The 13,577-nt window shown below is 35.4% G+C and carries 10 protein-coding genes and 1 other annotated feature; of the genes, 8 read left to right on the forward strand and 2 right to left on the reverse strand.

Annotation, left to right across the window (positions count from 1 at the left end):
* Nucleotides 1–123 precede the first annotated feature (123 nt).
* Nucleotides 124–1,617: an alanine/glycine:cation symporter family protein gene (locus D8M03_RS00090; protein ID WP_121212640.1), complete on the forward strand. Its 1,494-nt coding sequence runs from the start codon at nt 124–126 to the stop codon at nt 1,615–1,617.
* 96 nt (nt 1,618–1,713) lie between these two features.
* On the opposite strand, the gene mnmM is transcribed toward D8M03_RS00090, so the two are convergent.
* Both mnmM and mnmL read right to left on the reverse strand, forming a co-directional pair.
* Nucleotides 1,714–2,283: a tRNA 5-(aminomethyl)-2-thiouridylate-methyltransferase MnmM gene (gene mnmM / locus D8M03_RS00095; RefSeq protein WP_121212641.1), complete on the reverse strand. Its 570-nt coding sequence runs from the start codon at nt 2,281–2,283 to the stop codon at nt 1,714–1,716.
* Nucleotides 2,283–3,239 (reverse strand): tRNA modification radical SAM protein MnmL/YtqA, encoded by a 957-nt coding sequence (gene mnmL / locus D8M03_RS00100; RefSeq protein WP_121212642.1) that lies wholly within the window; start codon nt 3,237–3,239, stop codon nt 2,283–2,285. Before mnmL ends, mnmM begins: the two co-directional genes overlap by 1 nt.
* 139 nt (nt 3,240–3,378) lie before the next feature.
* Between mnmL and D8M03_RS00105 the strand changes: the two genes are divergently transcribed.
* From D8M03_RS00105 to cysI, 7 genes are all read left to right on the forward strand, one after another.
* Nucleotides 3,379–4,563 (forward strand): MDR family MFS transporter, encoded by a 1,185-nt coding sequence (locus D8M03_RS00105; protein WP_342768774.1) that lies wholly within the window; start codon nt 3,379–3,381, stop codon nt 4,561–4,563.
* A gap of 100 nt (nt 4,564–4,663) precedes the next feature.
* Nucleotides 4,664–4,875 (forward strand) — a binding site (T-box leader).
* Nucleotides 4,876–5,108: 233 nt separating this feature from the next.
* Nucleotides 5,109–7,523 carry a leucine--tRNA ligase gene (leuS, locus tag D8M03_RS00110; RefSeq protein ID WP_121212644.1) on the forward strand — a complete coding sequence of 805 codons (2,415 nt, stop codon included), beginning with the start codon at nt 5,109–5,111 and terminating at the stop codon, nt 7,521–7,523.
* 678 nt (nt 7,524–8,201) lie between these two features.
* Complete coding sequence (gene cobA / locus D8M03_RS00115; RefSeq protein WP_121212645.1) at nt 8,202–8,981, forward strand: uroporphyrinogen-III C-methyltransferase; 780 nt, start codon at nt 8,202–8,204, stop codon at nt 8,979–8,981.
* 14 nt (nt 8,982–8,995) lie between these two features.
* Nucleotides 8,996–9,730: a sirohydrochlorin chelatase gene (locus tag D8M03_RS00120; RefSeq protein WP_245987369.1), complete on the forward strand. Its 735-nt coding sequence runs from the start codon at nt 8,996–8,998 to the stop codon at nt 9,728–9,730.
* A 14-nt stretch (nt 9,731–9,744) separates the two neighbouring features.
* Complete coding sequence (locus D8M03_RS00125) at nt 9,745–9,897, forward strand: YezD family protein (RefSeq protein ID WP_121212646.1); 153 nt, start codon at nt 9,745–9,747, stop codon at nt 9,895–9,897.
* 21 nt (nt 9,898–9,918) lie between these two features.
* Nucleotides 9,919–11,745 carry an assimilatory sulfite reductase (NADPH) flavoprotein subunit gene (locus D8M03_RS00130; protein WP_121212647.1) on the forward strand — a complete coding sequence of 609 codons (1,827 nt, stop codon included), beginning with the start codon at nt 9,919–9,921 and terminating at the stop codon, nt 11,743–11,745.
* 13 nt (nt 11,746–11,758) lie between these two features.
* Nucleotides 11,759–13,486, forward strand: coding sequence for an assimilatory sulfite reductase (NADPH) hemoprotein subunit (gene cysI / locus D8M03_RS00135; RefSeq protein ID WP_121212648.1), 1,728 nt, complete (start codon nt 11,759–11,761; stop codon nt 13,484–13,486).
* Nucleotides 13,487–13,577 lie beyond the last annotated feature (91 nt).

Here is a 13,577-nt window from a genome sequence, read left to right on the forward strand (position 1 = left end):
TAAAAAAACTCAGTGAATGAACTGAGTTTTTTTTGTTTTTTTTTAGAAAAATATTGTATTAATGGAATTGATGTAATATATTGAATTTTATAACAATAGTATACATCAAGGGGGAGAAGTGTTATGGAGAATATTGTTAATGCACTAAATAATTTCTTTTGGGGTCCCTGGTTTATCTATGGGATTCTACTAGTTGGGGTATTTTTCTCAGTGATTACTAGATTCTTACAAGTGCGTTACATCAAAGAAATGTTCGTTTTAATGTTCAAAGGGGAAAAATCCGAGAAAGGTATTTCTTCATTCCAGGCTATGAGTATTGCGTTATCTGGTCGAGTTGGGACTGGTAATATTGCAGGTACAGCAACTGCCATTGGATTTGGAGGACCTGGTGCAGTATTTTGGATGTGGGCAATCGCCTTTATTGGGGCAGCTACAGCTTACGTTGAATCAACTTTAGCTCAGATTTACAAAGAGGAAAAAGAAACAGAATATCGCGGTGGTCCTGCTTTTTACATAGAAAAAGGTATGGGTCAAAAATGGTTTGCGGTTATATTTGCAATTGCAGCATTACTTGCAATGTTAATATTAATGCCTGGTGTTCAATCAAATGCGATTGCTGGTGCAGTAAATAATGCATTTGGAATTGAACCATGGATCACTGGTGCTATTATTGCCGTTTTATTAGGTATCATCATTATCGGTGGGGTAAAATCTATTGCAAATGCAGCACAGGTAATCGTACCATTTATGGCTGTAGCATATATTTTAATGGCAATTTTAATTATCATTTTAAATATTTCAGAAGTACCAAGTGTAATTGGACTAATTTTCTCAAGTGCATTTGGGGCTCAAGAAATCTTTGGTGGTATTATTGGTTCTGCTATCGCTTGGGGTGTTAAACGAGGAATTTACTCAAACGAAGCAGGGCAAGGGACAGGTGCTCACCCAGCTGCTGCTGCTGAAGTATCTCACCCTGTAAAACAAGGTTTAGTTCAAGCGGCTTCTGTATATATTGATACTTTACTAGTTTGTTCAGCTACGGCGTTTATGATTCTATTTACAGGTATGTATAATGTACATGATGAAAAGGCTGCTGAAGATAATACATTTATCCATGTGGGTGAATTCAAAGCATCTGAACTTTCTGGAGAGGAACAAATCACGTTTGCGAAAAGTATTGAAGCAGGGGCTTCTTATACACAATATGCAGTAGATTCTGCATTACCAGGATTTGGTGCTCCATTTGTTGCGATTGCATTATTCTTCTTTGCATTCACAACAATAATGGCTTATTACTATATAGCCGAAACCAACGTAGCATATCTATTCTCTGGAAGTGCTGAAAAAATAGGGATTTGGGTAGCGAAAATCGTTATCATCGTAACAGCATTCTATGGAACAGTACGTACATCAACGCTTGCTTGGGCAATGGGTGACGTAGGATTAGGTTTGATGGTTTGGATAAACGTTATCGCAATTCTAATTATAATGAAACCTGCAATTGTTGCGCTTAAAGACTATGAATCTCAAAGAAGAGAAGGTAAAGAGCCGATTTTTGATCCTATTAAATTAGGAATTAAAGGTGCAGAATTCTGGGAAAAGAGAAATAAACAATAATATTAAATATGGCCAATCCAATAAATTGGATTGGCTTTAACTGTAAAAAAATGCCATCTCATTTATTAGTAGTGAGATGGCATTGTCTTTTTCTAATTATTTTTCTTTCACTTTTTCAATCGCAATAACAAAAGGTGGGTCATTTTTTTGATTTAAAAATTGATATTGCAGTACATGGAAATACTTTTGAGGTAAGGTACTTACATAGTTTATGACTTCATCTCTTTCCGTTTTTCCACCTTCATGACCATGGTAAATCACTAGTACCACGATTCCTTCAACCTTTAACAACGCAAGTATACTTTCTATTGCTTGAATTGTAGTATTTGGTTTTGTAATGATTGCATGGTCACTGCCAGGTAAATAACCTAAATTAAAGATAGCCGCAGCTACTGGAGTTGAGATGTATTTTGAGATATTTTCATGTCCATCTAAAATAACAGTCGCACGGTGACCTAAATTAGCCTCGGTTAAGCGATTCGTAGTTGCTTCAACTGCTTGTTGTTGTACATCGAAGGCAAATACTTGTCCTTGATCACCAACAAGATTGGCTAGAAAGAGTGTATCATGACCGTTTCCTGCTGTTGCATCAATCACTGTATCTCCGTTAGTAACGGATGATATTAGTAAATGTTGTGCATATTGTAATACTCGTTGAAGTTTCATTATTTAGGCACTTCCGCTTTGTATTTTTTTCCTTGCCAACTACCTCGGCGCTCAAGTTCTGCATCAATTCCATTTAAAACTTCCCATTTATTAACACTCCACATTGGCCCAATCATTAAATCAATTGGTCCATCCCCAGTAATGCGGTGAACAATCATTTCTGGAGGAATTACTTCTAGTTGATCCGCTACAAGATTTATATATTGATCTTTCTCTAAAAATTCAAGCATCCCTTTTTCATACTGTTTAACAAGGGGAGTTCCTTTTAATAGATGAAGTAGATGAATTTTAATACCTTGTACATCTAATTTCGCTACTTCACGAGCTGTTTCCATCATCATATCGTAGTCTTCAAGAGGTAGACCATTAATAATGTGCGTACAAACTCGAATGTTATGTTTACGAAGTTTTTCAACACCTTCTACATATGTAGCGTAATCATGAGCGCGGTTTATAAGGTTCGCTGTTTTTTCATGAACCGTTTGAAGTCCAAGTTCTACCCAAAGATAAGTTCTAGAATTCAAGTCCGCTAAATATTCTACTACATCGTCAGGTAAGCAATCGGGACGTGTAGCAATACTTAATCCCATAACCCCTTCACATGCAAGGGCAGCTTCAAATTTTTCCTTTAACACTTCAAGTGGTGCGTGGGTATTTGTGTACGCTTGGAAATAAGCCATTGTTAAGCCATTTTTCCATTTATGTTGCATTTTTTCTTTAATCTTCTCAAATTGAACTGGAATTGGGTCAACACGATCTCCTGCAAAGTCACCACTACCAGCCGCACTACAAAATGTACATCCACCGAAAGCAACTGTACCATCACGGTTTGGGCAATCAAAACCTGCATCTAGTGCTACTTTAAAAACCTTTTGACCAAACTCATCACGTAAATATCGATTCCATGTATAGTAACGTTTCCCATCAGAAGGGAAAGGAAATTGTTGATTAGACATTTTTGTTTCACTCCTCTAAATGATTTTAACACGGGATTTTGTATTATGCATTTTTATATGTATGGACAATTCTACTATATTGTTTTTCTTGAATTACTTCGAAAAACAGAATAATATATTTCTTTGTTGCATCAAGATGATGGAGGAATTGAGTATGCCAAGAAATGTCTGGCTATTAGTGATTGGAACGTTAATTAATATTACAGGAAGTTCATTAATTTGGCCTTTAAATACAATTTACATGCACGAGCATTTAGGCCAATCATTATCTATAGCTGGGCTTGTCCTAATGATTAATGCAGGGGCAACCATGCTAGGTAACTTGGTTGGTGGCTATTTATTTGACAAATTTGGTGGGTATAAATCTATCATGTTTGGAATCTTTATTACCATTTTTTCGTTAGTGGGAATCACGTTTTGGCATGGTTGGCCACATTACGTATGGTTCTTAACGATAATGGGGTTTGGTAGTGGTGTTGTCACTCCCGTTATGTTCGCATTTGTTGGTTCTGTGTGGCCAGAAGGTGGTAGGAAAGGTTTTAATGCTATTTATCTTGCTCAAAACTTAGGAGTAGCAGTTGGTCCTGCAGTTGGAGGCGTGATTGCTGATAAAAGTTTTGATTATTTATTTGTTTCAAACCTTGGTTTGTATATCATTTTTTTCATTTTAGCGACTGTTTCGTATCGTAATATGATTTCAAATGTCGAAAAATCTAAAGTGAAAGATAGTGCAGTTAATAATACAGCTAACCGGGCAAGTTTTTATTCATTATTAATTATTAGTGGGGGCTTTTTATTAACATGGGTAGCCTATTCTCAATGGCCATCCACCTTATCTACACACATCCAGCAGCAAGGTATCGGCTTAAAAGAATATAGTTTACTCTGGACGATAAATGGATTGTTAATTATTTTACTTCAACCAATTATTAGCCCAATTGTACAAAAGTATGAAAAACAAATAAAAGTACAACTAGTCATTGGTATCGCCATTATGATGTTATCCTTTATCGTAATCATTTTTGCAGATAGTTTTAAAATCTTTGCAGTCTCAATGATTATTTTAACGATTGGAGAAATATTCGTATGGCCAGCTGTTCCTACTATAGCAAATATGTTAGCTCCAGAAGGGAAAGGTGGGTCGTATCAAGGTATTGTCAACAGTATTGGTTCTATTGGAAGAATGATTGGCCCGCTTTTTGGAGGATTAATAGTTGATGTTTACAGTATGAACATTCTAATACTAATTTTGTGCATGATGTTAATCATAGCAATCATACCTTGTTTATTTTACGATCGCCCAGTTAAGAAAGTTCAACATTAATGATATAGAAATAGTGCATTTACTCTATATAATAGGTATATTTTAATGTGGGACTTGTATATTTCGAATATTTCCATTAAAATGAATGCATTAATGAATATGGACGACAATGAGAAGGAATAGTAGATTTTGAAGCTTTTTAGAGAGCTAGCGTTTGGTGCAAGCTAGTAAGTAGAGAAATCGAACTCGCCTTGGAGTCAGTTTTAGTGAATAAGTAACTAAAACCGTGAGCCGCGTTAAGGTTTGAGCTGAGTGATGTGTCACTAATCTGGGTGGTACCGCGGGAGTTTGCAAATATCTCTCGTCCCTTCTATTAGAATGGGGCGAGTTTTTTTTATTTTTGAAATATTTTGTTAATTTTTCCGAATATAGGATATTCTACTTATTAGTAAGCTTACCTAAAGAAACTGGCGGATGTCGCAGATTACATAGAAAAAATTAATACAGTCTTTGTAAGAAATCTGGACAAAAATGCAAGGCGAAATAGTGAAAACCTTCATGTCGCAACACTACTACACGGACTTACCAAAAAAGGAGGAACTACCATGAGTTTTAATCATCAACAAATTGAAAAGAAATGGCAACAATATTGGGCAGAAAATAAAACATTTAAAACATTAAATGATACTTCAAAGCCAAAATTTTATGCATTAGATATGTTCCCATATCCATCAGGTGCAGGATTACACGTAGGTCACCCAGAAGGTTATACAGCTACAGATATTTTATCACGCTTTAAACGTATGCAAGGGTTTGACGTGTTACATCCAATGGGTTGGGATGCATTCGGTCTACCAGCTGAACAGTATGCATTAGATACTGGAAATGACCCTGCAGAATTTACAGCAAAAAATATTGCGACATTTAAACGCCAAATTCAAGAATTAGGCTTTTCTTATGATTGGGATCGTGAAATCAATACAACAGATCCTGAATACTACAAATGGACACAATGGATTTTCATTCAATTATATAAAAAAGGTTTAGCTTACATCGATGAAGTAGCAGTTAACTGGTGTCCAGCTCTTGGTACTGTATTAGCAAATGAAGAAGTAATCGATGGGAAATCAGAACGTGGTGGTCACCCAGTAGAGCGTCGTCCAATGAAACAATGGATGTTAAAAATTACAGCTTATGCAGATCGCTTAATTGATGATTTAGATGAGGTTGATTGGCCAGAATCAATTAAAGAAATGCAACGTAACTGGATTGGTCGTTCTGAAGGTGCTGAAGTAACATTTAAAGTAGATGGAACAGACGAAACTTTCAAAGTGTTTACTACTCGTCCAGATACTTTATTTGGTGCGACATACTGTGTTCTTGCACCTGAGCATAAATTAGTAGCAAAAATTACGACTGCTGAACAACAAGGTGCAGTAGAAGAATACCTTGAAAAAGTAAAATTAAAATCTGACCTAGAACGTACAGATTTAGCTAAAGAAAAAACAGGTGTATTTACTGGTGCTTATGCAGTAAATCCAATTAACGGAGAGAAGATTCCAGTTTGGATTGCAGACTATGTACTAGCATCTTACGGTACTGGTGCAATTATGGCTGTACCTGCTCATGATGAACGTGACTATGAATTTGCAAAGGAATTTGGATTAGAAATTAAACCAGTTCTTGAAGGTGGCGACATTGAGAATGAAGCATTCACAGGTGATGGACCACATATCAATTCTGATTTCTTAAATGGTTTAGGTAAAGCTGAAGCCATTTCTAAAGCAATTGAATGGTTAGAGGAAAACGGTGTAGGTGAAAAGAAAATTTCTTACCGCTTACGTGACTGGTTATTCTCTCGTCAACGTTATTGGGGTGAGCCAATACCAGTGATTCATTGGGAAGATGGCACAATGACAACTGTTCCTGAAGAAGAACTTCCATTAGTATTACCAAAAACTTCGAATATCCGTCCTTCTGGTACAGGTGAATCACCACTTGCAAATATCGAAGAATGGGTAAATGTTGTTGATCCAGTTACAGGCAAAAAAGGTCGTCGTGAAACAAATACAATGCCACAATGGGCTGGTTCAAGTTGGTACTTCTTACGTTATATTGACCCTAATAATAAAGAAGCGTTAGCAGATCCAGAATTATTAAAACAATGGTTACCAGTTGATATTTATATTGGTGGAGCAGAGCATGCGGTACTTCACTTACTATACGCACGCTTCTGGCACAAAGTACTTTATGATTTAGGTGTTGTTCATACAAAAGAACCATTCCAAAAATTATTCAACCAAGGAATGATTTTAGGTGAAGGTAATGAAAAAATGTCTAAATCAAAAGGGAATGTTGTAAACCCAGACGATATCGTAAGAAGTCACGGTGCCGATACATTACGTCTATACGAAATGTTTATGGGTCCACTAGATGCTTCTGTAGCATGGTCTACAAATGGTCTTGATGGGGCACGTCGTTTCTTAGATCGTATATGGCGCTTATTTACAACAGATGAAGGTACATTAGCGGAAAAAGTACAAAATAGTTCTGATACAACTCTTGAAAAGTCTTACCACCAAACAGTGAAAAAAGTAACGGAAGACTATGAACATCTTCGTTTCAACACAGCTATTTCACAAATGATGGTATTTATTAATGATTGCTATAAAGCTGAAGTGATTCCAACTGAGTATGCAAAAGGCTTTGTTAAATTACTAGCACCAATTGCTCCTCACGTGTCTGAAGAGTTATGGCAAATCTTAGGTAATAACGAAACACTTACTTACGAAGCATGGCCAACATATGATGAGTCAAAATTAGTGGATGACGAAATTGAAGTAATTGTTCAAGTTAACGGTAAATTACGTTCTAAAGTAAAAATCGCTAAAGACGCATCAAAAGAACAGCTAGAACAAATTGCACAACAAGATGAAAAAGTGAAAGAGTTTATTGAAGGTAAACAAATCGTAAAAATTATTGCTGTACCAGGGAAATTGGTAAATATTGTAGTGAAATAATAAAAAATAGTACTGTCTCGGAAATATGTAAACCATATTTTTGAGACAGTTTTTTTGTTAAGAAGGGATGTTTGGATCAATTCCTAAATACAACATGAGAAATAAATTTGAAATTTATTATTCCTATTACAATTTTTATAGGGGCTTAATTAAGGTGTAAAGGAAAATTCATTGATTATAAAAATCCCTTTATTTTTAAAGAAAAATACACTTGTTTTGCGTTAAGTTGTATGTGTTTTTGTACTTTCTATTATTATATAAATATTATGAAAACTATTGACTTATAAGGCTTTAAACATTATTATGTATAGCAGATTACTAAGAATTAACGAAGCTGACTAGATAACTAGAGGCCTCAATAAACTTGAATATTTCCAAGTCCGTATTGTGGGAACAGCACGTAGTTGGAACAGGAGTTTATTGAGGCTTATTTACTAAAACTATACATAAGGCTCTTTTTTAACTAGGCGTTATAAAAGAATTAAGATGTCTTCATATACTTAGTAGCCGTATCATTTAGATGTATTCCAAGACAATGATTAAAGTCATTAAATAATTAGTTTTACAAATAGTAATATATTTTTTAAAAACATAGTTGACCAGTAAGAATAATAAAGTTTATTATAGAACTAATATTTAGAACGGTTAGAAAATAAAAGTTAATCTTGGGAGGACATCATGGGAAAAGTATATATTGTTGGCGCAGGCCCGGGAGACGTAGATTTAATAACGGTAAAAGGACTTAAGTGTATTCAACAAGCGGATGTTATTTTATACGACCGACTTGTGAATAAGGAATTGCTTGAATATGCCAAACCAAACGCAGAATTAGTTTTCGTTGGTAAATTACCAAAATTACATGGTGTTATTCAAGAAAGAATTCATCATTTACTGGTGCATTATGCAAACGAAGGGAAAATTGTCACTCGACTTAAAGGGGGAGATCCTTTTGTATTTGGTCGAGGGGGAGAAGAAGCAGAAGTACTTGCTAATGCAAACATACCTTTCGAAGTTGTTCCGGGTATATCATCAGGTATAGCTGCTCCTGCATATGCAGGAATTCCAGTGACACATCGTGATTTAGGTTCAAGTTTTGCCATAGTGACAGGGCATATGCGAGAAGGAAAAGATGACTCGATTAACTGGAAAGGCTTAGCAGAATCTGTTGACACTCTCGCTATTTATATGGGGGTTGGAAATTTACAATATGTAACCGAACAACTAATGAAATATAAACGTAATCCACAAACACCGATTGCGCTAATTCATTGGGGAACAACAGCACAGCAAAAAACAATTGTCGGTACTTTGGAAACGATAGTAGAAATAGCAAAAAATGAAGAAATTAAAAATCCAAGTATGATTATTGTTGGGGATGTTGTGAAAATGCGAGAAAAGATTGCTTGGTTCGAACAAACCCAAGTTCAACAAAGTTTACTTCAGGAAGTTCCTGTGTGAGAAGGTAGGTAGAAATGATGAAAGCTGTTCTATTTGTTGCACATGGTACTCGTGTAAAAGCAGGTATTGATGAAGCAATTCAATTTATTGAGACGGTTAAGCCATTCATTCAAGTTGATATTCAAGAACTATGCTTCCTTGAATTAGCTGAGCCTTCAATTATAGATGGAATTGCTTCATGTGTTGCAAAAGGCGCAACGAACATATCAGTTATCCCAATTTTATTACTATCTGCTAATCATGCAAAACAAGATATACCATTAGAAATTCATAAGGCACAAGAACTTTATCCATCTGTTTCGATTTCGTTAGGTAGACCATTCGGCATTCATGAAAAACTAATAAATAGTTTAAATGATAGAGTAATAGCGAAAAACACAACGCGAGAAAAAGATGTTGATATTTTGTTAATTGGTCGAGGTAGCAGTGACAAACAAGTACAAACCGATCTTCAAAGTATTGCAAACCTTCTAAAGCAAAAATTTCAATTTTCCAATGTTGATACATGTTTCTTATATGGTAATGGGCCGTCATTTGAAGATGCTTTACAGCAAATAAATGAGCGTAAAAGGAAAGTATTTATTGTTCCTTATCTTTTATTTACGGGTTTATTAAAAATTGGAATTCGGAAAAAAATTGAAAAGCTTGGGCTTTCAGAAGAGCAAATTGTGTTATGTGATTGTTTAGGCTATGACCACAACGTTCGTGAAGTGTTGGTTGAACGAGTAAACGAGGCATTAGTTTCTTAAAGGAGTGTTTAAATATGGATAAAGATAAGAAACAAGAGAATTTTGAGAAAGCAATAGAAAGCTTAAAGCAAATGATTAGTACGATGAATTATGGATCAATTACACTCATAGTCCAGGATAATCGCATTGTTCAAATCGAAAAAAATGAAAAAATTCGCTTAAAATAATTTACCAAAGAGGTGTACCAAGTGAAGTTAGAAGTCAATAATAGCCCTTTTAATGAAGAACAAGTAACAAAACTGAATGAAGTATTAGCTAGTTTAACATCCCAACAAAAAATTTGGTTAACTGGTTATTTAAGTGCAACTGCAGCACTTGAAGCAATTCAAGTTCCAGTTCAAACAGGTCAAAATGTTAGTGCTCCTGTAGCATTACCTGTTCAAGAAGCAACAAAGCCAAAAAATATTACAATCTTATTTGCTTCACAAACAGGAATAGCACAAGGGCTAGCTAAAAAATATGGTGAACAACTAAAAGAATTAGGTTTCGAAGTAAATGTCTCTTCAATGAGTGATTTTAAAACGAATAACCTGAAAAAACTTGACCATCTTCTTGTAATCGCAAGTACGCATGGTGAAGGGGAGCCACCTGATAATGCAATTAGCTTCCATAGCTTCTTACAAGGAAAACGTGCTCCGAAACTAAATCATGTTAAATTTGCTGTATTGTCTTTAGGCGATAGCTCTTACGAATTCTTCTGTCAAACAGGTAAAGATTTTGATGCTTTCCTAGAAAAACTTGGCGCTGAGCGTATTGTAGATCGCGTTGACTGTGACCTAGATTTCGATGAACCAGCATCAAAGTGGTTTGAATCAGTAAAAGAAAAGTTACAGCAAGGTGCAGTAGTTCAATCTTTATCTGAAAAAGAAGCTGCTTCTACTGTATTATCAGTTCCAACAACTGAATATTCACGTAAAAATCCTTTCCATGCTGAAATTTTGGAAAAAATCAACCTAAATGGGCAAGGATCAAATAAAGAAACAATTCATTTAGAGCTTTCTCTAGAAGAGTCAGGCTTAACATACGAACCAGGTGATAGTTTAGCAATTATCCCGACAAATAATGAAAAGCTTGTTTCAGCTTTAATTACATCATTAGGTTTTGATCCAAAAAAACAAGTAAAGGTTGGAGATGAAACAGTTACACTTGAATCTGCTTTAATCAACTTACTTGAAATTACAGTTCTATCAAAACCAGTTTTAGAAAAAATCGCACAATATACTTCAAACGAAGAACTCCAGCAGTTATTAAGCGATCGTGAAAAATTCAAAGAATATTCTTATGGTCGTGATTTAATTGATGTAGTTGAAACATTTGGTCCATTCAATTGGGATGCACAACAATTTGTGGATACATTACGAAAAATCCCTGCTCGTCAATATTCTATCTCTAGTAGCCAAACTGCCTACCCAGATGAAGTACATTTAACAATCGGTGCAGTACGTTATGAAGTGGATGGTCGTGAACGTTTAGGCGTATGCTCTACTCAAGTAGCTGACCAATTAGAAGTTGGCGACAAAGTTCGTGTATATGTTCAACATAGTCCGAATTTCAAATTACCATCTGATGAAACACCAATTATTATGATTGGACCTGGTACAGGAATTGCACCATTCCGTTCGTTTATTCAAGAGCGTGAAGAGCGTGGGGCAGAAGGTAAATCGTGGTTATTCTTTGGAGATCAACATTTTGTAACAGATTTCCTTTACCAAACGGAATTACAAAGATGGGTAAAAGATGGTGTGTTAACAAAATTAAATGTTGCATTCTCACGAGATCAAGAAGAAAAAGTATACGTTCAACACAAAATGCTTGCACATGCTAAGGAACTTTATAGTTGGTTACAAGAAGGCGCAGTAGTATATGTATGTGGCGATAAAGACCACATGGCGAAAGATGTTCATGAAACATTAATTAACATTATTGCTGAGCAAGGTAATCAAACAAAAGAACAAGCAGAAGAGTATTTAGCAAACTTACAAAAAGAGAAACGTTATCAACGAGACGTATACTAAGGGGGAAGTAAACATGGTAAAGAAAATTGTATTACCACCTCAAGAAGGTAAACCTAGTGATGTGGAAGAAATAAAAGCTGCTAGTAATTACTTACGCGGTACATTAGCAGAATCAATGGAAGAAGAACTAAGTGCTGGAATTTCCGATTGGGATAACCGTTTAATGAAGTTCCACGGTAGTTATTTACAAGACGACCGTGACCAACGTCAAGAGCGCGAACGTAAAAAATTAGAACCTGCTTATCAATTTATGGTACGTGTTCGTATGCCTGGTGGAGTAGCAAATCCGAAACAATGGCTAAAACTTGATGAATTATCTGATAAATATGGTAACGGTACATTTAAAATTACGACTCGTCAAACAATTCAGTTCCATGGCATTTTAAAATGGAATATGAAAAAACATATGCAAGAATTAAATAGTGTATTATTTGATACAATAGCAGCTTGTGGTGACGTAAACCGTAACGTAATGTGTAACGCAAATCCATTCCAATCAACTTTACACAAAGAAGTTTTTGAATTATCTTCAAAAATTAGTGAACATTTATTACCACGCACAAATGCATATTATGAAATTTGGTTAGATAAAGAAAAAGTGGTGGATACACAAGAAGAGCAAGAACCAATATACGGTGAATTATATTTACCTCGTAAGTTTAAAATCGGTATTGCAATTCCACCTGCAAACGATGTAGACGTATTCTCTCAAGATATCGGTTTAATCGCTGTTTTAGAAGATGATAAATTAGTTGGATTTAACGTGGCAATCGGTGGCGGTATGGGTATGACTCATGGAGATACTGCGACTTACCCACAATTATCTCGCGTAATTGGATATACGCCAAAAGAAAACATTGTTGATGTATGTGAGAAAATTATGACAGTACAACGTGACTACGGTAATCGTTCTGTTCGTAAAAACGCTCGCTTCAAATATACAGTAGACCGTTTAGGACTAGACAATGTGAAAAAAGAAATCGAAAAACGTTTAGGCTATGAATTTGAAGAGGCTAAACCATATGAATTCAAACACACTGGAGATCGCTATGGTTGGATCAAAGGTGATGATGGAAAATACCACTTCACATTATTTATTCAAAATGGTCGTGTAGCTGATTTTGAAAATTATCCATTAAAAACAGCGTTACGTGAAATTGCCCAAATCCATAAAGGTGAATTCCGTTTTACAGGTAACCAAAATGTTGTAATTGCAAACGTTGGAGCACGTGGGAAAAAAGCAATTGAAGAGATTATTGAAAAGTATCAGCTAACAGACAGCGCTAATTACTCTGCGTTACGCAGAAACTCTATTGCATGTGTTGCATTACCAACATGTGGTTTAGCAATGGCTGAATCAGAAAGATATTTACCATCTTTAATCGAAAAAATCGAAACTTTATTAGATGAAAATGGTTTACGTGAACAAGATATTACAATTCGTATGTCTGGTTGTCCAAATGGATGTTCACGTGCAGCTATGGGTGAGATTGGCTTTATCGGTAAAGGTCCAGGTAAATACAATATGTATTTAGGTGCTAGTCATGCTGGATACCGTCTAAATAAAATTTATAAAGAAAATATTGGTGAAGAAGAAATTTTAGCTTCGTTAAAACCAATTTTCGAACATTACGCTAAAGAACGTTTAGATGGCGAATATTTCGGTGATTTTGTTATCCGCGCTGGTTACGTAGAAGCTGTAACAGATGGCCGCAATTATCATAATAAAGTAAATGTATAAGTATTTTAAGAGGTTGCATTCGTTGCAACCTCTTTTCGTGTGTAAATGGTGGTGTCGCTCAATTGCTAAAGACTGATGAATACGAAAATGG

The sequence above is a fragment of the Ureibacillus endophyticus genome (assembly GCF_003628435.1).
GTDB classification, from domain to species: domain Bacteria; phylum Bacillota; class Bacilli; order Bacillales_A; family Planococcaceae; genus Ureibacillus; species Ureibacillus endophyticus.